The following is an 18,739-nucleotide window of genomic DNA, read 5'->3' on the forward strand; positions in this document are numbered from 1 at the left end:
ATTAAAGAATAAAACGACTTAAGTCTTCATCTTCAACTAGCGCACCTAAGTGTTTTTCAACGTAGGCGGCATCGATAACAAGGCTTGAACCCGCTTTTTCAGAAGCGTCATATGAAATCTCTTCCATTAGCCTTTCCATAACTGTATGAAGGCGACGCGCACCGATATTTTCGGTTTTTTCGTTTACTTGCCATGCTGCCTTAGCAATACGCTCAATTGCGTCGTCGCTAAATTCAATAGCGACTTGCTCTGTTTTGAGTAGCTCGCGTTGTTGCTCAGTAAGTGACGCGTGTGGCTCAGTTAATATACGTTTAAAGTCATCGGCTGTGAGTGCTTCAAGTTCAACACGAATAGGTAAACGGCCTTGTAACTCAGGGATCATGTCTGATGGTTTAGACATTTGGAATGCGCCTGAGGCAATAAACAACATGTGGTCAGTTTTTACCATGCCGTGCTTAGTATTAACGGTAGAGCCTTCAATAAGCGGAAGTAAATCACGTTGTACACCTTCACGACTTACATCTGGGCCTGAGGCTTCACCACGTTTACAAATTTTGTCTATTTCATCAATAAACACAATGCCGTTTTGCTCTACTGCAAAAATGGCCTGTTCTTTTAATTCTTCAGGATTAACCAGTTTACCGGCTTCTTCTTCAGTAAGTAACTTAAACGCTTCTTTAATTTTAAGCTTACGCTTAGTGCGTTTATCACCACCCATGTTTTGAAACATTCCCTGTAACTGGTTGGTCATTTCTTCCATACCAGGAGGAGCCATAATTTCAATATTAGGTTGAGCTTGGGCTAAATCAATATCAATTTCTTTGTCATCTAATTGGCCTTCGCGTAACTTTTTACGAAACGATTGGCGTGTCGATGAATTTTCATCGCGCTGAACTTCACCGTATTGATCTTTCGCTGGAGGCAGTAATACATCTAATATACGTTCTTCAGCCGCTTCTTCAGCGCGATGTTTGAACTTTTTAGTTTGTTGCTCTCGTGTCATTTTAATTGAAACATCAACTAAATCACGGATGATAGTTTCAACTTCTTTACCGACATAACCTACTTCTGTAAATTTAGTGGCTTCAACTTTAATAAAAGGTGCGTTGGCAAGCTTTGCTAAACGACGAGCAATCTCAGTTTTACCTACACCCGTAGGGCCAATCATTAAGATATTTTTTGGCGTTACTTCTGCGCGTAAGTCTTCGTTTAACTGCATACGGCGCCAGCGATTACGAAGGGCAATAGCAACCGCTTTTTTCGCTTTAGCTTGGCCAATAATATGTTGGTCTAGCTCATGAACAATTTCTCTTGGGGTCATATCAGACATAGCGAGTTCCTATTACAATTCTTCGATAGTTTGGAAGTTATTCGTAAATACACAGATGTTGCCAGCAATTGTTAGACTTTTCTCTACAATTTCACGAGCACTTAAGTCGGTATTTTCTAATAAGGCGGTTGCAGCTGATTGCGCAAAGTTACCGCCGCTGCCAATTGCGATTAGGTCGTTTTCTGGTTGCACCACGTCACCGTTGCCGGTGATAATTAGCGAAGCTGTTTCATCAGCAACAGCAAGTAAAGCTTCAAGTTTACGCAGGGCACGATCGCTACGCCAATCTTTAGCCATTTCTACAGCAGCTTTAGTGAGGTTACCTTGGTGCATTTCTAGTTTGCTTTCAAAACGTTCGAAAAGAGTAAAGGCATCAGCAGTGCCGCCAGCAAACCCAGCGATAACTTTGCCATTATAAAGGCGTCGAACTTTTCGGGCATTGCCCTTCATTACTGTGTTACCAAGAGATACTTGGCCGTCACCACCAATAACAACTTTGTCATCACGGCGTACACTTACGATTGTAGTCATGTTATTCCTCATCATCGCGCTGCAAGAGGCAGCGCGTAAAAAACGATTATGAAGAGGTTATATGGGTGAATGGTTTAAATTCAAGTCCAGCCCCAAATTCCGCAGCCGACAATATTAATTCGTTTAAGTTTGTTCTTGTCACTTTCTGCATGACGCTTGGTTTCATAAGGCCCTAAACGCACTTTGTACCAAATACCATTGCTGCCTGTGGTTTTTTTGATTTCTGAAATTAATCCGGCAAAGGCTATTTTAGCTTTTAAGGTTTCAGCTTGCTGATGGGTTCTAAATGAACCACATTGCATGACATAAGGGCCTTTTTGTTCAAGTTCTTTTACTTCAACCTGAATCTCATGCTCTTTAATTTCTTTAATAAATTTAGGTGGCCGCGGTTTAGCTATTTCTACTTGTTTTTCGGGTGTTGGATTTGCTTGCTTTTCAACAAGCTCTGGATCGGCATTGTTTTTAACAAACCAGAGTCCGTATGCAAAACCACCGATTAGTAACAAGGCAATAATGATTAACAAAAACGGGAAGGGTTTTTTAGCCGGCTCTTGTTTAGTGTTTTTTCTATTTTTTGGTTTTTTATTAATATAATCGTGCTGTGCCATGGTGTTATATGTGGCCTTACCTAAATCATGTCTGTAGGGTCTACGTCTAAACTCCAGCGAACTTTTTGTGCAAGTTTGCTAGTGCTGAGATAATCAACCATTTGCGCGAGATACTGATGTAGTATGCGTCGATCTTGCGCTTGAATATGTAATTGAAAACGATACATTCCCGCAATTTTTTCTAAAGGCGCGGGGATCGGTCCGAGCAATTGTATACCAGATACCCCATTGACAGGAACCAAATCCGTGAGAAAGTCGACGACTTGCTTTATGTTATGCCCTTGTGCGCGAACAATTGCCATACTCGTAATAGGTGGTAACTGTGCATCACTTCGCTCAGTGAGTGCAAAGCGGGCAAAATCTTGATAGCCATTATTAACTAAGTCTTGTAATAACGGGTGCTCAGGAAAGTGCGTTTGTAATAATACTTCACCGGGTTCGCCAGAACGTCCCGCGCGTCCTGCAACTTGTGTTACTAATTGTGCTAAATGCTCAGTAGCCCTAAAGTCACACGAATACAAACCACTATCGACATCTAAAATAAGTACTAAGCTAACATCAGCAAAATGGTGACCTTTTGCCAGCATTTGCGTACCAACTAAAATACGTGCGCCGCCTTGGTTTATTTCATCCAGTGCTTTTTCAAGGCTACCTTTACGCCGAGTTGAATCACGGTCGATACGGCTGATCGGGGTGTCTGCAAATTCACTACTCAAAAACTCTTCTATTTGCTCGGTGCCCTTGCCGTTAGGAAATATTTGCGTACTACCACAGTCAGGGCATTGATGTGGTACATGATATTGATCGCCACAATGGTGGCAAATCATTTGGCCTATTGCCTTATGAAAAGTCGCACTGGTGCTGCAGCGGTTACATTCACTCAACCAACCACATTCATGACAAATCAAAGTAGGAGAAAACCCACGGCGATTTAAAAATACCATCACCTGCTTTCCTCTATTCAGGTGCTGGCGCATTATTGCAAGACTGGCATGCGCAATACCGGCTCGATCAGGCTGACCTTTCATGTCGAGCAGCTTAAACTGATTATCGGTGGCGGTTTGTGCGCGCTCACTTAATGTGAGTAACTGGTATTTGTTATTAATTGCTTTATGCAGTGTTTCTAATGCCGGCGTGGCGCTACCCAAAATAAGTGGAATTTGATGCTGATAGGCACGATACGCAGCTAAATCACGGGCATGGTAGCGTAAAGTGTCTTGTTGTTTAAATGAGGCATCATGCTCCTCATCAACCACAATCATCCCAAGCTTTAAAAATGGCAGAAAAATACTCGAACGGGTGCCTATAACAATGGCACAACTGCCTTTTTCGCAAAAACGCCATGTTTGTAGACGTTCGTTATCGGTTAATGCCGAGTGCCATAACATAATAGGAGTGTCAGGAAAGCGACGTCTAAAACGATTGACCGTTTGAGGCGTTAGCCCGATTTCAGGAACGAGCACTAACGCCTGTTCGCCACGTTTTAATACTTCTTCTAGGCATTGCAGGTAAACTTCGGTTTTTCCGCTGCCAGTGACACCTTCTAGCAAAAAGCTATTAAACCCCGTACTTTGATTAATTGCAGTGCAGGCAATGGCTTGCTCTTTATTTAAACGAGGCTTGCTGCCAACCGTTGGCGAGGTATGTTGCCATTGATTGTCGTGCTCAATGGTTTGAACTATTAGCTCTTTATCTAAAAGGGTATCAATGGTTTTTTTATTAAACCCGAGGGCTTTGAGTTCGGTTAATGATGATTTACCGGATGCTGATAATTGCTTAAGCAAATTAAGCTGTGTTTTAGCTTTTAAAGACGGTAAAAGTGCCCCCTTTTCGCTTAATGTCACCATGTTTATACTGGTTTTATCAGGGCACTCACCTTGGCGCAGTGCACTGGGCAATGCAATATGAATAGTTTCACCGAGTGGATAGCAATAATAACGCGCTGTAAATTTCAGTAGCTCTAAATGCTGCGCAGATAACACCGGTGAGTCGTCAATAACTTCAATAATAGATTTTATTTTGCCTTCGGGGACTGCTGTTTCCGCTTTTAAGCTAAGAATAACCGCTACTTTACGTTGATTACCAAAAGGGACTAACACGCGCATACCAGGCTGTAATTGAGTCAGCGGTACTAATTGCTCATCCACTTTATAATCAAAGGTGCGAGGCAAGGGGACTTTTATTGCAACTTCAGCAAAACGCATAACAACTCAACCAATTAACGTAATGGTTTAATGTACTAAAAATAGCATTAAAAGCCTACCGACAAATCAGTAATGGATAGGTGTTTGCCGACTTTTTAGCAAAAAGGGTAATTAAAGCTTGTGTGCGTGCGGGTTGTTGGATAAAATTCGCGACCAATAAATTTGTTTTAACGACGTATGGTGCCAGACTTCGGGTTTGGAGAGCGATGCGGCCTTAACTAGAGGTTCCTATGAAAGAAGGTATTCACCCTAAGTACGAAGTAATTTCTGCAACTTGTTCATGCGGAAACAAATTCGAAACTCGTTCTACTCTGTGTAAAGACATTCACTTAGACGTATGTTCTGCGTGTCACCCGTTTTACACTGGTAAGCAAAAGATTTTAGACACTGGCGGCCGTGTTGATCGCTTCAACAAGCGCTTCGGTGCACTTAGCAGCAAAAAATAATTTTTTGTTTCTATGTAAAAAAAAGCACCTTAGGGTGCTTTTTTTGTGGCCAAGATTTACTTTCCTACCTGCTTTCTTAGCAATTTTGTATTTATTTTTTTTGCATAACTATTTCCTGTTCTTATTCTGAGTATGCATAAACATTTGCAGACAAAACAGCCAATATTCTCTATATTTTTATTTGTTAAACTTTAAAGATGGTACTCAAATGCAGGTAACGTGAGGTTATTTGTGTTTAAAGTTAAATAAAATTCGGTATTTCACTATTTTAATTTAAGACTAAAAAATACGCTTTATAAAAATAGAACAAGGGCAAAAAGTACCTGTGTTTTTCATTTTTATGACGAATTTATATTTTAAAAATGTCAGGATAATCTAGGGAAGTTGCTGATAAATCACTTAAAATTAACAGTTCTAGCATATAACAGGATAGACCTGATATTGCTTGGAATTTAAAAATAATAAAGGTATCGTAGATTAAAACTACCTCTCACTTTAACTTAAATTGCAGGATATAATCGCGTTATGTCAGATTTTCGTGAACAAGCACTACATTACCATGCCCATCCCGTTCCAGGTAAAATCAGTATTGAGCTGACCAAGCCCGCTGAGACGGTTAAAGACCTCGCGCTCGCATACAGCCCCGGTGTCGCAGAACCTGTTCGTGAAATTGCCGCTGATCCAGCAAATGCCTACAAATATACTGGTAAAGGAAATATGGTTGCGGTTATTACTAACGGCACCGCAATTTTAGGCTTAGGTAATTTAGGTCCACTGGCTTCAAAACCCGTTATGGAAGGTAAAGCGCTACTATTTAAGCGTTTTGCAGGGTTAGACTCTATAGATATTGAAGTTAAGCACCGTACTACCGAAGACTTTATTAACACGGTGGCTAATATTGCCGACACTTTTGGTGGAATTAATTTAGAAGATATTAAAGCGCCCGAGTGTTTTGAAATAGAAAAAGCGCTTATAGAGCGTTGTAGCATTCCTGTTTTTCATGATGATCAGCATGGTACGGCTATTGTAACGGCTGCGGGTATGCTAAACGCGCTGGAAGTACAGGGCAAAGCAATTGAAGATGCAATTATTGTATGTTTAGGTGCCGGCGCTGCAGCTGTTGCCTGTATGGAGCTTTTAATTAAATGTGGCGCGTTGCGTGAACATATTTATATGTTAGATCGCAAAGGAGTTATTCATACGCGTCGTGATGACTTGAATGAATATAAGCAATTATTTGCAAACAATACCGATAAACGTACTTTACAAGATGTAATTGAAGATGCCGATGTGTTTGTGGGTGTATCGGGCCCTAATTTATTAGCCCCTGAAGATTTAAAATTAATGGCTGATAGACCCGTGGTATTTGCTTGTTCAAACCCCGATCCTGAAATCGATCCGCAATTAGCACACGCTGCACGTAACGATTTAATTATGGCTACAGGTCGCTCTGATTATCCGAATCAAGTTAATAACGTATTGTGTTTTCCGTTTATTTTCCGTGGTGCGTTAGATGTACGTGCCAGTGAAATAAACGACGAGATGAAAATTGCTGCTGTAGAAGCAATTCGTAGTATTGCTAAAGAGCCCGTACCGACTGAAGTGCTTACTGCCGCAGGTATCGACAAATTAGAGTTTGGTGCTAAATATATTATACCAAAACCAATGGATCCACGTTTGTTACCACGTATAGCTAAAGCGGTTGCGCAGGCGGCGGTAGACTCTGGCGTTGCACAAATTGATATGCCAGAAAACTACATGGCGTAATTGTTAAGTATAAATTAGCGCAAAAAAAACCTCAGCATTTGCTGAGGTTTTTTTGTATAAAGACCCTTCTAGTCTTCATTTAAAATAGGCACTTCTAGTCCCATTTCTTGCATTATTTTCTTCACTTCTTCAGGTACTTTTTCTGCGTTATCTTTACGCAAATCATCATCATTAGGCAGCGGTTGCCCGGTAAACGCATGCAAAAACGCTTCGCATAAAAGCTCGCTATTTGTTGCATGACGTAAGTTGTTTATTTGACGACGAGTACGTTCATCAGTTAATACTTTTAATACATTTAGCGGGATCGAAACGGTGATCTTCTTTACTTGTTCGGATTTTTTCCCGTGTTCTGCGTATGGGTGAATATATTCACCATTCCATTTAGCCATAAGATGTATCGTTGCCTCAGATTATAAATTGCTCACACAGCATCAAAGCGTGTAAATATGCGTGAAATTCTATCGGTTTAAAAAAGATAGTCAAATACTAGTTATTTAGCTATCTAGACATTTAAATGTTTTGACATCTTAAATTGCATGCGCTACCTTTTAGACGTCTAAACATCCAAATTAGTAAAGGTAGCGAAAATGAGTGAAAAAAATAAGGCAACAATTGCTGTTCGTAGTGGAATAGAAGCCGACAAACAGCATGGTGCGGTTGTTCCACCGCTTTATTTATCAACAACTTACTCATTTGCTGACTTTGATACAAAGCGTCAATATGATTATGGCCGCAGTGGTAACCCTAATCGTGACATTTTGGCTGAGGCGCTCACGGAGCTTGAAGGTGGCGCTAAAGGCATTATTACCGCAACAGGCATGGCAGCCGTTCACCTAACAACACAATTACTTAATAGTGACGATACGTTAGTGATCCCTCATGACTGTTATGGTGGCAGCTATCGCTTATTTACTTCGCTAGAAAAGCGCGGCTTATTAAAACTAGAAGTGGTCGATTTTACCAAAAGCGACAGTTTGACACGCATCCTTGCTATTAAACCTAAGCTGATTTGGATTGAAACACCTAGCAATCCTATTTTACGCTTAACAGATATTAAAGCGGTAACTGATACAGCTAAACAGTGTGGTGCACTGGTTGCCGCCGACAACACATTTTTATCGCCAGCATTACAAAACCCGATTAAGTTTGGCGCTGATATTGTGGTGCACTCAACCACAAAATATATCAATGGCCATTCAGACGTTGTTGGTGGCGCGGTTATCGCAGCGACTGCTGAGTTAGGTGAAGAGTTAGCGTGGTGGGCAAATAACATTGGCATCACCGGCGCGCCATTTGATAGCTATTTAACGCTCAGAGGCTTACGTACTTTAAACGTGCGTTTAAGGCAACACCAAGAAAGTGCACTCGCCATTGCACAGTATTTAGAACGCTCCCAGTTTGTTGCCCAAGTTTACTACCCAGGTCTTGAATCACACCCTCAACATGCGCTAGCTAAGGCGCAGCAGCTTGGCTTTGGTGCTATGGTTAGCTTTGATATAAAAGGCGATATAAACGATGCTGCAGCGTTTTTAACGCGCTTAAATGAATTTAGCTTAGCGGAATCATTAGGTGGAGTAGAAAGTTTGATTTGTCACCCTGCGACTATGACCCACGCCGGCATGGACGCAACCGCGCGTGCAGAAGCCGGAGTAGGCGACACGCTTATTCGTATTTCGGTGGGTATTGAAGATGTAAATGATTTACTCGCTGACTTAGACAGGGTATTTAATTTGGTGCGCCCAGGACAAGCCGATCCCGGCCTATCGGCAAAAAGTGGTGCTAGTGAATCATTTGGTTCAGCAAAGTTAAACGCGGCGCATCCGGCGTTATGGTAGTGCATACCAATCTTCAAAATACAAAACATAAATGCGAGTCGGTATTAATATGGTAAATCAGGTTCATAAATTTGGTGGTTCGAGTTTAAGCTCAGCGGATCGCTTTAAAAGTGTCGCAAATATTATTTTAACTCATGCTCAAGCTGGGGATTGTGTGGTGGTATCGGCTGCCGGTAAAACCACCGATACCTTAGTTAAACTGTGGCAAAGCTATCAACAGCAAGACACTCAAGCTATTGCTGATATTGTATTGCTATTGAGTAACCATCAAATAGCTCTGATTGAGCAATTATTAATAGCTAACGCTAAGCACCATGCGCTTGATTTACTTGAAACTGAGCTCAGTATTATTACCAAGCAGGCTAAGCAAGGAACATTAGCTGAAGCTGCGTTATTAGCACATGGTGAATTGTGGTCTGCAAGGTTACTAAGCGCTTACTTAGAACAGCTTAACGTTAGCGCTTGTGCCCATGACGCTAGGCAGTTATTTACGTTAGATGCCGGACAGCTGCAGCATGCTAATAATCAGCAGCAGTGCTTAAAAGCCATACAGACGAGTAAAATTAATGTAGTTACGGGGTTTATTGCGGCTGATTTACATGGTGAAACAGTGACCTTAGGGCGAAATGGCAGTGATTACAGTGCCACTTTATTAGCGCGGTATTGCAATGCTAAAAAAGTCTCTATTTGGACTGACACTCAAGGTGTTTTTAGTACTGATCCGCGTAAGGTTGCTAATGCGGTTAAGTATGCGCGAGTGTGCCGTGATCAAGCTAATTTATTAGCGAGGTTAGGTAATCCAGTATTACACGCTAAAACATTATCGCCATTAAAAGATACCGATATAGAATTAGTTGTTCGCAGTAGTTACGATCCTCAAGGCAGTCATACCGAAATAGTTAAACTAGGAATGAGTAAACAAAAACGCTTTTTAACCACAGTAAATAATGTGGATTTACTCATTGTTGATGATCTGAGTGAAGGCGAAGTAGCACATGTTAGCCAACTTATTCAGCATAGTTTGCATCACTTTGAACACGAAGGCGAAATCTACTTACTAGTCCCTGCGTCAGCGACACATCAGGTGGCTAATTATTTTGCTGGCCGCGCCAATATTAGTGAGTCAAACTTAAATGGGGTGGCGATTATTGCACCTGATCAAGAGGTAGCGCCGCTTGGTAAGCAAAGTGAAGCCTTATTACAAACACAATCTATCCAGCCTCGGTTTACCCATTACGGTGAGGGATATACGTTACTATTAACCGATCAAGTACTTGAAAGTGATGTGCTGAGCCTGTTACATGACAAGCTCATTAATAAAGCACAAGAAATAGCTTTAATTATTGCAGGACTTGGTAATGTAGGTGCTGAGTTTATGCGCCAATTACCTGCTCAACTAGCACGCTTATCAACTGATTTTAACGTCAAGTTAGTAGCGCTTTTACGCTCAGAGCAGATGCTGGTGAATGCTAATGGATTAGACTGTGAAAGCTGGCAACTTCAATGGGAAAACCATGCAAGCTCCTATAGACAAGCCGATTTATTGTCATACATAGATACTCTTGAGTATGAACATAAAATAGTGATCGACATTACCGCCAGTGAACATTTTAGTCAGCTTTATAGTAAGTTAGCTGAATTAAACTGCCATCTAATTAGTGCTAATAAATACGCGGGAACCGCGTCGCTTTCGTGGTATCAAACACTACGTGAAAGCCTTGCTCAACGTGGCTTACATTGGCGTTATAATGCAAGTGTAGGGGCCGGACTACCGATTAATTTTGCCTTGGCTGATTTACAAAATAGTGGCGATAAAATAACGCGAATAGAAGGCGTGTTTTCAGGCACGCTGTCATGGTTATGCAGTATGTATGATGGCAGTAAAGCGTTTTCAGATTTAGTTCTAGAAGCGCAAGCTTTGGGGTTCACCGAACCTGATCCGCGAGAAGACTTATCTGGACGAGATATGCAACGTAAGTTGCTTATTTTAGCGCGTGAATTAGGTATTGAATTGGAACTTGATGGCATTTCTTTATCCGCTTTGATGCCTGATGAGTTAAATGCAGGCAGCTGGAATGACTTTATTGATAATAAGGCTCGTTTAGATGCATTTATTGAGCAGCATACGCAAGCGGCTCAGCAACAAAATGCTGCACTGTGCTACACTGGGTTATTAGAGTTTGAAAACAACACGCTAAACGCTAAGGTAGGGATTACCTATGTACCAAAAAGCGAAGCGGTTGCGAATTTGACCCCTGGCGATAATATTTTTGTGATTAATACCCAGTGGTATAACCAAAACGCATTAGTGATACAAGGCCCCGGTGCGGGTAAAGAAGTGACTGCTGCTGGCGTTCACTCTGACTTATACTGGTTGGTACAAAATATTAGTTAGATCATCAAAAAGGCCGCTAATTTGCGGCCTTTTTACTGTTCGCTATATTTAAAATAGCTCTTCTTCAGTTTTAGTGTTTTCTTCAAATATATCATTTGGTTGTGATAACACATATTTGGTAGGAGCGGTGCCTTTTTCAAAGTATTCAAAACGGCTGGTGTAATCGTTTTTATGACTTAATAATCCGGTTTCTAAATCAATACGAATAGAAACTAAGCCTTCAGGTGGTTCGATGGGCGCAGCAGGTTTACCATCCAGTGCGGCGCGCATAAAATCAACCCATGCAGGCTGAGCTGTTTTTGCGCCTGACTCAGCACCTGATATTTGACCACTTCCTAAGTTGTTATTGTAGGTTGAGCGTCCCAGTGTATTACCTGGGTTATCAAAGCCAACCCAAACTGATGTCATCACATCGCGGTTAAAGCCACTAAACCAAGTATCTACAGAATCATTTGTCGTGCCTGTTTTACCAGAAAGATCGCGACGTTTTAGCGCTTGTGCACGCCAGCCTGTTCCACTCCAACCGGTTTTATGTGACCAGCTACCGCCACCCCAAATAGCACTATTCATTGCGCTGGCAATTAAAAATGCATTTTGTTTAGAGATGATCTGCGGCGCACAATTTGGTGCTACTTGCTCACCTAGCATTAGCGAGCTAGGTGTTGTCGTTTCATCATCACAAATAATGGTGGGATTGGTTTTAAATAACGTATTACCCATTGCATCTTGGATTTGTGAAATAAAGTACGGCTCAATTAGGTGACCGCCATTAGCAAAAGCACTCATCCCACGAGCTAATTCAAGCGGCGTAATGGATGCACTGCCTAATGCCAGTGACTCACTACGATTTATATCTTTATCGTCAAAACCAAATTTTAATAAATGATCGGCTGTTCTTTGCAGTCCAACGCCCCTTAATAAGCGTACGGAAATTACATTCTTAGATTGGGCTAAAGCACGACGAATGCGAATTGGACCATTATAAATAGCTGGGCTGTTTTTTGGTCGCCATGCAACGCCTTGGCTCTTATCCCATTGATTTATAGGAGCATCATTTAAAATTGACGCTAGTGTGTAGCCTTTTTCAAGCGCAGCTGAATATATAAACGGCTTAATATTTGAGCCTACTTGGCGTTTAGCTTGTACAGCTCGGTTATATTGGCTTTGTTCAAAACTATATCCACCAACAATGGCTTTTATGCGCCCGTCTTGTGGGTCTAAAGAAACAATGGCGCTCGCCGCTTCAGGTATTTGACTTAAAATATAGCTGTTGTCATCATTTTTGCGCAGCCATATTTGCATGCCTGGCGTTAGTATATCGCTTGCTGTTTCAGGCGCAAAGCTTTGGCGATAGCGTGTAATAAACTTACGTGCCCATTTTAGGTTATCCCAAGTAAGGGTTGTGCGCTCGCCGCTTTTAAGTATAACTTCCGCGCTTTTGTCGGATACATTTAAAACTGCAGCGGCTTTTAGAGGGCCTAGTTCATTGGCCTCTTTTAAAGTGTTTAATAACTCAGAATCAGAAGGTGTGGGCTCTGTTTGTGGATCCCATAAAATGGCTTCAGGGCCTCTAAAACCATGGCGCATATCGTAGGCATGCAGGTTATTAACTAGAGCTGTTTGTGCTGCTTTTTGAACATCTGATTCAACAGAAGTGTACACTTTAAACCCTGAGTTATAGGCTTTATCTATACCGTAGCGTGACACCATTTCTGCTCGTACCATTTCTGAAATGTACGGCGCGTATAAGTCAATTTCAGCTCCATGAAAATACGCGGTAATTGGTTGGTTAGTGGCTTCGTTATACTGCGCTCTTGAAATATACTTCTCTTCAAGCATTCTTCCTAACACCACATTTCTTCTTGCTTTAGCACGTTCTGGATTACGAATAGGATTAAGTGCCGAAGGGGCTTTTGGTAAACCAGCAATCATTGCCATTTGCGCAAGAGTTAACTCTTTTAGTTCTTTACCATAATAAACTTGCGCCGCAGCACCAATACCAAAGGCACGATTTCCTAATTCTATTTTATTCAGGTAAAGCTCAAATATTTCATCTTTTGAGAGGAGGTTTTCGATATGAATGGCAATAAATATTTCTTTTACTTTACGAATGTAGGCTTTTTCTCGTGTTAAAAAGAAGTTACGAGCTAATTGCATGGTAATAGTACTGGCACCTTGCTTTTTCTCACCAGTAGAAATAAGTACTAGCGCTGAGCGCACAATACCAATTGGATCAATACCGATATGATCGTAAAAGCGGTTATCTTCAGTTGCCAAAAAAGCCTGCAATAAAGGCTGGGGAATTTGGTCTATAGTTACAGGGATCCGTCTTTTTTCACCAAATTGGTTGATTAAAAGCCCATCTTTAGTAAATACTTGCATAGGCGTTTGTAATTGCACGTTTTTTAAAACTTGCACGCTGGGAATATCGGATTTAACGTAGTAATAAAGGCTGAGCAATGTAATTAGTGCAAGTAATGCACAAATGATCAAAAATTGTAAAGTTCTTTTTAATAAAATCACTGATATTTCCCTAAACGGACTCCCAATTACAGGTTGAGACTGCTAGTATATATTGATTAAAAATTGAATAATATTTTTTAAGATATAAATTATAACTTGTTTATTATTAAAACAAAGGCAAAGTTGCAAACATGCTAAGTCAACTAATAAAAAAACCATCACCAATGATGGTAGGTATTGATATTGGATCGCACTCTATCAAGGCCGTACTTTTAAGTGAAACGGAAACTGGGCTTCGACTAGAAGCACTTGCAATTGAACCTATGCCAAAAGGCGCTATGAGCGAGCGTAATATTCAAGATATTGAAGCAATTGGTAATGTGATAATCAAGTTAAAACGAAAGCTACCAAAGTCGCTAAAATTCGCGTCTGTTGCCGTCTCTGGGCAAACCGTGATTACCAAAGTTATTTTCATGGATGTTTCCTTAAGCGACGCTGAATTAGAGTCGCAGATTGAAATTGAAGCCGACAGCTTAATTCCTTACCCACTAGATGAAGTGAGTCTTGATTTTGAAAAGCTCTCTACAAATAGTGCTGACCCGAGCAAAATAAATGTACTGCTCTCTGCCGCTAGAACCGAAAGCGTTGAAGCCAGAGTCGGTGCGTTAAGTGCTGCGAATTTAACCGCAAAAGTAGTGGACGTTGAAAGCTATGCGCTAAGTCGCGCTATGGATGTTTACTACCAACAGTTACCATCAGATGCATATGACAAAACGGTTGCAGTGGTTGATATTGGTGCTGTACTCACCTTGGTGAGTGTAGTGCAATCTGGTGAGACAATTTATACCCGTGACCAAGTATTTGGTGGCGACCAATACACAAATAGTATCGTTGCTTACTACAACAAAGGCTTTGATGAAGCTGAAATTGGCAAAACAACCGGTGATTTACCTCCAAACTATACATTTGAAGTGTTAGCACCTTTTCAAACATCGTTACTCCAGCAGGTTCGTCGTGCTGTTCAAATGTTTTTAACCACCACAGGTAAAGAACAATTGGACTATATTGTATTGACGGGCGGCTCAGCGATGATTAAAGGCATTGATAGATTGCTGATTGAAGAATTAGGAATACACACAGTTGTTGTTGAACCATTTGATAAGATGGAAATATCCCCTAGAGTTGATCGTAATATAATACAGCGCCACCGCACTCAATTTGCAATTGCGACTGGCCTGGCGTTGAGGAGCTTTTCATCATGCCACATATAAATTTATTACCTTGGCGTGAGCTACAGCGTGAGCAGTCTAAAAAGAAATTTATAACACTTCTTATGGCTGTGGTTATCGTCTGTTTTGCTGGTATGTATATGCTGAGTGTGTTTTATGGTGCTCTAAAAGAAGGGCAAACGTTAAAAAATAATTATCTTAGTTCAGAAATTACAACGCTCGACAATAAAATTCGCGACATACGTGATCTAGACAAGAAAAAAGAAAACTTACAACAACGTATGCGTTTAATTGAAGAGTTACAAAGTAGCCGTAATTTAGGCACCCAAATAATGGATGAAGTGGCAAAAATAGTGCCTGCAGGGGTTTATTTAACCAAGCTGGAGCGCAAAGGTAATCAAATTCATGTGTTAGGCAAAAGTGAGTCTAATAATCGTTTATCTACTATGCTCAGACAGGTACAAAGCTCTTACTTATTAGAGCGCCCGACTATGCAAGGTATTGTTGCCGGCGATCAATCTTCACGTTTACTCAGCGATTTTAATATGGAGTTTTACGTAAAACCATTTGGCAAAATAGGTGAGGTACGTAATGAACCTTGATTTTAAATCGTTTACAGAAATCGATTGGAATGAAATCGAGCTCGATAACATCGGTGAGTGGCCCGTTATTGTAAAAGCAATATGCGGAACTTTTGTAGCTTGTTTGGTGTTGTTTTTTAGCTACAGCTTATTAGTGTCGGATGAAATAGACAGCTACCACAATGCCGTTGCTAAGGAAATTGAGTTACGCACAACCTACCGAACTAAATATGCAGTTGCCAGTAAGCTTGATATTTATCGTGAGCAAATGGTTGAGATGGAAGATAAATTCTCTCAATTATTAAAACGCCTACCTACTTCAAATGAGACGCCAGGATTATTGGACGACCTTTCTTATGTGGGTACAACCAGCGGGTTAACATTTTTAAAAATTGGTTGGTTGCCAGAAGTTGAAAAAGAGTTTTATACCGAGTTGCCAATTAAAATTGAAGTGGTAGGTACTTATCATGAGTTTGGCGAATTTGTAGGGAAAGTGGCTCAACTACCAAGAATTGTCAGTTTACATGACTTTTCTATTTTATCATCTGGCGAAAAGCAGCTAACATTCAGTGTAGTAGCAAAAACTTACCGTTATGAAGAGGGGGTGAGATGATGAAGCAGCTTCTCTTTTTAACCACTGCGATGTTTTTGCTCAGTGGCTGTAACGAGGATACATCGGAGCAAAAAGAATTTATTGATCAGGTTAAGGCAAATACCACGGCACGTATTGAAAAAATACCTGAGCTAGTTAAGTTTGAGCACTTTGAGTATAACGCCAAAGACTTACGTAGTCCTTTTGTAGCGCCAGAACCAGAAATTATTCAAAACAAGCTAACACAAGTTAAAAACTGTCTTCACCCAGATCCAGAGCGTGTTCGTCAGCCACTGGAGAAGTACCCATTAGATAATTTAGCAATGAGGGGCACAATAGGATCGAACGGCAAAACATGGGCGCTCATTACAGCTGCTGATGACACCTTGCACCGAGTAACAATAGGAAGCTATTTAGGCACCTATGACGGAAAAGTAAGCAGTGTTAATAGTGACTATATTGAATTAGTAGAATTAATCCCTGATGGGTCAGGTTGTTGGAAAGAACGTTTGACCAAATTAGAAATGTTAGAGGCGGCAACCAATGGCGCAAATTAATAAGAAAAAAGGTATACCCTATATGCACAAAGGTGAGTGTTCGCATCATCGTATTTTATCTGCTTTATTGTTTGTTTTTTTACTACTAATGACAAAAGCCGTAAGTGCAGCCCCTTTACTCTATGACGTTCGATATAATCCATTGCTTAAAGGTGAAACCGAATTACAGCTAGTTTTTGATGAAGAGTTGCAGCAGCAACCAGCAGTACAAGTTTTTAATAGCCCTGCAAGAATAGAGCTACTATTTGATGGGGTAGAATTAGATGAAGGGTTGACGAATATCGCTATCAACCAAGCTGGTATCAGTAACATCACGAGTATGATGACCAGTGCGGGTTTAAAAGTGACCATTAACTTGGACCGATTAAAAATTTATGAGACTGAAGTAAACAATAATTTAGTTTCTATTAGAATTTCTGATAACCCACTCACAGAGCAAATTTTAGCAACCAGCGAAGATAAGCCTGCTTACACGTCTAATTATATTAACGGTATTCAAGCAATTGACTTTCGACGTGGAGAAAAAGGTGAAGCGAAAGTACTTGTTTATCTACAAGATACTCAGGCAGCTGTAGAGGTGCATGAAAGCGGCGGAAAAATCATTGCCGAGTTTCATCATACCGATATTTTAGATGATTTATTGTATGAATTAGATGTACTTGATTTTGGCACTGTGGTGAGCAGTATTGAAACGTTTAAAGAAGATAACCTTACACGTTTAGTGATTGAACCAAACACTGCATTTGCCTATACCTATCAGCAAATTGAGAATATTTTTACCTTAACGGTTGAGAAAGATGAAACGCAAAATGCCTACTTAGATGGTGGTAAAGAGTACTTGGGTCGTCCTATGACGCTTAATTTTCAAGATATCTCTGTTCGTGCTGTGTTACAGATTATTGCCGGTTACAATGATTTTAACTTGGTAACAAGCGACTCAGTGACAGGCAATATCACTCTTCGCCTTGATGGGGTTCCGTGGGATCAGGCGTTAGATGTCGTGCTTAGAATAAAAGGCTTAGACAAACGCATGGACGGTTCTATTTTAATGGTTGCACCATCTGAAGAGCTGGCTGCCCGTGAAGCAAAAGAGTTAAAAGCTAAACAGCAAGTTGAGGATTTAGAGCCACTTTACAGTGAATACATCCGCTTAAATTATGCAAAAGCAGAAGATTTTGCCGACTTATTAAAAACAGATACCAACAGTATTATTACAGCCAGAGGGAGCGTGTCTGTTGATCAACGTACTAATACGTTATTAATGAAAGACACTGCAAAAAGTATTGAAAGTGTTCGTCGTATGGTCGAAACTTTAGATATACCGGTTAAACAAGTGGTTATTGAAGCGCGTATGGTAACCGTACGTGACAACGTAACTGAAGACTTGGGGGTTCGTTGGGGGTTTAGTGATCAGCAAGGCTCAGACGGTGTTTCTGGCACATTAGAAGGAGCTGAAACGATTTCTAATGGTAATATTCCTAGTCTTTCTGATCGACTTAACGTTAATTTACCAGTGGCGAATCCATCGGCGAGTATAGGTATGCACATTGCTAAATTGGCTAACGGAACATTAATTGATTTAGAATTAACCGCCCTTGAAGAAGAAAACAAAGGTGAAATCATTGCAAGCCCACGCATTACTGCTGCTAATCAGCAAAAAGCGCGTATTGAGCAAGGTACTGAGATCCCTTATGTGGAGTCAGCTTCAAGTGGTGCAACAACCGTAAGTTTTAAAAAGGCGGTACTAAGCCTAGAAGTGACACCTCATATCACACCCGATAACAAAGTTATTTTAAATTTAATCATTACTCAAGATACCCGAGGGGATACGGTTCAAACAGGTACAGGCCCAGCGGTTGCCATTGATACGCAACAAATTGAGACTCAAGTACTCGTTGAGAATGGACAAACGGTAGTGTTGGGTGGTATTTTCCAACAGCAAATTATTAATTCGACCAAAAAAGTACCTTTATTGGGCGACCTTCCTTACGTAGGAAGACTATTTAAAAGCACAAGCGAGTTCAATGAAAAGCGCGAACTGCTGATTTTTGTCACACCTAAAATCCAAATAGACTAAATATTTAAGCTATCTAGGTTGAATACCAGCCTAGATAGTATGGGTATGTAATTTAGTTATCGTGGTGTGAACACTCCCTATAAATGTACAATAAGACAGTATATAATTTTGATCATGTACTGTA

Annotated in this window: 15 protein-coding genes; 9 read left to right on the top strand and 6 right to left on the bottom strand. The window is 40.7% G+C overall.

All coding sequences use genetic code 11. The features are described from left to right. Position 1 precedes the first annotated feature (1 nt). The 4 genes from hslU to priA form a co-directional block, all read right to left on the bottom strand. Complete coding sequence (gene hslU, locus AAGD16_RS01460; RefSeq protein ID WP_013463899.1) at positions 2-1,330, bottom strand: HslU--HslV peptidase ATPase subunit; 1,329 nt, start codon at positions 1,328-1,330, stop codon at positions 2-4. A gap of 12 nt (positions 1,331-1,342) precedes the next feature. Continuing rightward, positions 1,343-1,861 carry an ATP-dependent protease subunit HslV gene (hslV, locus tag AAGD16_RS01465; RefSeq protein WP_008115012.1) on the bottom strand — a complete coding sequence of 173 codons (519 nt, stop codon included), beginning with the start codon at positions 1,859-1,861 and terminating at the stop codon, positions 1,343-1,345. An 80-nt stretch (positions 1,862-1,941) separates the two neighbouring features. Further along, a complete protein-coding gene (locus AAGD16_RS01470; protein WP_008115014.1) occupies positions 1,942-2,469 on the bottom strand; it encodes an SPOR domain-containing protein in 528 nt (175 codons plus the stop codon). 20 nt (positions 2,470-2,489) lie between these two features. Then, positions 2,490-4,673, bottom strand: a complete 2,184-nt coding sequence (gene priA, locus AAGD16_RS01475; RefSeq protein WP_377113199.1) for a primosomal protein N' — start codon at positions 4,671-4,673, stop codon at positions 2,490-2,492. A gap of 230 nt (positions 4,674-4,903) precedes the next feature. Here priA and rpmE point away from each other — a divergent pair, with 230 nt between their 5' ends. Both rpmE and AAGD16_RS01485 read left to right on the top strand, forming a co-directional pair. Next, positions 4,904-5,119 (top strand): 50S ribosomal protein L31, encoded by a 216-nt coding sequence (rpmE, locus tag AAGD16_RS01480; RefSeq protein WP_008115018.1) that lies wholly within the window; start codon positions 4,904-4,906, stop codon positions 5,117-5,119. Between the two features lie 525 nt (positions 5,120-5,644). Beyond that, positions 5,645-6,886, top strand: a complete 1,242-nt coding sequence (locus AAGD16_RS01485; protein ID WP_013463901.1) for a malic enzyme-like NAD(P)-binding protein — start codon at positions 5,645-5,647, stop codon at positions 6,884-6,886. Between the two features lie 68 nt (positions 6,887-6,954). On the opposite strand, the gene metJ is transcribed toward AAGD16_RS01485, so the two are convergent. Then, positions 6,955-7,275, bottom strand: a complete 321-nt coding sequence (gene metJ / locus AAGD16_RS01490) for a met regulon transcriptional regulator MetJ (protein ID WP_008115021.1) — start codon at positions 7,273-7,275, stop codon at positions 6,955-6,957. Positions 7,276-7,473: 198 nt separating this feature from the next. On the opposite strand from metJ, the gene metB reads away from it, so the two are divergent. Beyond that, complete coding sequence (gene metB, locus AAGD16_RS01495) at positions 7,474-8,721, top strand: cystathionine gamma-synthase (protein ID WP_033104302.1); 1,248 nt, start codon at positions 7,474-7,476, stop codon at positions 8,719-8,721. A 49-nt stretch (positions 8,722-8,770) separates the two neighbouring features. Beyond that, positions 8,771-11,116 carry a bifunctional aspartate kinase/homoserine dehydrogenase II gene (metL, locus tag AAGD16_RS01500; protein WP_377113206.1) on the top strand — a complete coding sequence of 782 codons (2,346 nt, stop codon included), beginning with the start codon at positions 8,771-8,773 and terminating at the stop codon, positions 11,114-11,116. Positions 11,117-11,164: 48 nt separating this feature from the next. Here the strand turns inward: metL and AAGD16_RS01505 are convergent, their stop codons facing one another. Continuing rightward, on the bottom strand, positions 11,165-13,639 hold the full coding sequence (locus tag AAGD16_RS01505; RefSeq protein WP_013463904.1) for a penicillin-binding protein 1A: 2,475 nt from the start codon (positions 13,637-13,639) through the stop codon (positions 11,165-11,167). 131 nt (positions 13,640-13,770) lie between these two features. On the opposite strand from AAGD16_RS01505, the gene AAGD16_RS01510 reads away from it, so the two are divergent. From AAGD16_RS01510 to AAGD16_RS01530, 5 genes are read left to right on the top strand one after another with little or no spacing between them, the layout of a single operon-like run. Next, positions 13,771-14,850, top strand: coding sequence for a pilus assembly protein PilM (locus AAGD16_RS01510; RefSeq protein WP_013463905.1), 1,080 nt, complete (start codon positions 13,771-13,773; stop codon positions 14,848-14,850). Beyond that, complete coding sequence (locus AAGD16_RS01515) at positions 14,838-15,410, top strand: PilN domain-containing protein (protein ID WP_008115031.1); 573 nt, start codon at positions 14,838-14,840, stop codon at positions 15,408-15,410. The genes AAGD16_RS01510 and AAGD16_RS01515 overlap by 13 nt, the downstream gene beginning before the upstream one ends. After that, a complete protein-coding gene (locus AAGD16_RS01520; protein WP_008115035.1) occupies positions 15,400-16,002 on the top strand; it encodes a type 4a pilus biogenesis protein PilO in 603 nt (200 codons plus the stop codon). The genes AAGD16_RS01515 and AAGD16_RS01520 overlap by 11 nt, the downstream gene beginning before the upstream one ends. Continuing rightward, positions 16,002-16,538, top strand: a complete 537-nt coding sequence (locus AAGD16_RS01525; protein ID WP_008115036.1) for a pilus assembly protein PilP — start codon at positions 16,002-16,004, stop codon at positions 16,536-16,538. The genes AAGD16_RS01520 and AAGD16_RS01525 overlap by 1 nt, the downstream gene beginning before the upstream one ends. Next, positions 16,525-18,615 carry a type IV pilus secretin PilQ gene (locus AAGD16_RS01530; RefSeq protein ID WP_036955760.1) on the top strand — a complete coding sequence of 697 codons (2,091 nt, stop codon included), beginning with the start codon at positions 16,525-16,527 and terminating at the stop codon, positions 18,613-18,615. Before AAGD16_RS01525 ends, AAGD16_RS01530 begins: the two co-directional genes overlap by 14 nt. Positions 18,616-18,739 lie beyond the last annotated feature (124 nt).

The organism is Pseudoalteromonas sp. M58 (assembly GCF_042604605.1).
In the GTDB taxonomy this organism is placed as follows: Bacteria; Pseudomonadota; Gammaproteobacteria; order Enterobacterales; family Alteromonadaceae; genus Pseudoalteromonas; species Pseudoalteromonas tetraodonis.

Excerpts from the sequence above, each read along its gene's own strand:
- hslU (WP_013463899.1), bottom strand. The coding sequence starts at position 1,330 with ATGTCTGATATGACCCCAAGAGAAATTGTTCATGAGCTAGACCAACAT.
- hslV (WP_008115012.1), bottom strand. The coding sequence starts at position 1,861 with ATGACTACAATCGTAAGTGTACGCCGTGATGACAAAGTTGTTATTGGT.
- AAGD16_RS01470 (WP_008115014.1), bottom strand. The coding sequence starts at position 2,469 with ATGGCACAGCACGATTATATTAATAAAAAACCAAAAAATAGAAAAAAC.
- priA (WP_377113199.1), bottom strand. The coding sequence starts at position 4,673 with ATGCGTTTTGCTGAAGTTGCAATAAAAGTCCCCTTGCCTCGCACCTTT.
- rpmE (WP_008115018.1), top strand. The coding sequence starts at position 4,904 with ATGAAAGAAGGTATTCACCCTAAGTACGAAGTAATTTCTGCAACTTGT.
- AAGD16_RS01485 (WP_013463901.1), top strand. The coding sequence starts at position 5,645 with ATGTCAGATTTTCGTGAACAAGCACTACATTACCATGCCCATCCCGTT.
- metJ (WP_008115021.1), bottom strand. The coding sequence starts at position 7,275 with ATGGCTAAATGGAATGGTGAATATATTCACCCATACGCAGAACACGGG.
- metB (WP_033104302.1), top strand. The coding sequence starts at position 7,474 with ATGAGTGAAAAAAATAAGGCAACAATTGCTGTTCGTAGTGGAATAGAA.
- metL (WP_377113206.1), top strand. The coding sequence starts at position 8,771 with ATGGTAAATCAGGTTCATAAATTTGGTGGTTCGAGTTTAAGCTCAGCG.
- AAGD16_RS01510 (WP_013463905.1), top strand. The coding sequence starts at position 13,771 with ATGCTAAGTCAACTAATAAAAAAACCATCACCAATGATGGTAGGTATT.
- AAGD16_RS01515 (WP_008115031.1), top strand. The coding sequence starts at position 14,838 with ATGCCACATATAAATTTATTACCTTGGCGTGAGCTACAGCGTGAGCAG.
- AAGD16_RS01520 (WP_008115035.1), top strand. The coding sequence starts at position 15,400 with ATGAACCTTGATTTTAAATCGTTTACAGAAATCGATTGGAATGAAATC.
- AAGD16_RS01525 (WP_008115036.1), top strand. The coding sequence starts at position 16,002 with ATGAAGCAGCTTCTCTTTTTAACCACTGCGATGTTTTTGCTCAGTGGC.
- AAGD16_RS01530 (WP_036955760.1), top strand. The coding sequence starts at position 16,525 with ATGGCGCAAATTAATAAGAAAAAAGGTATACCCTATATGCACAAAGGT.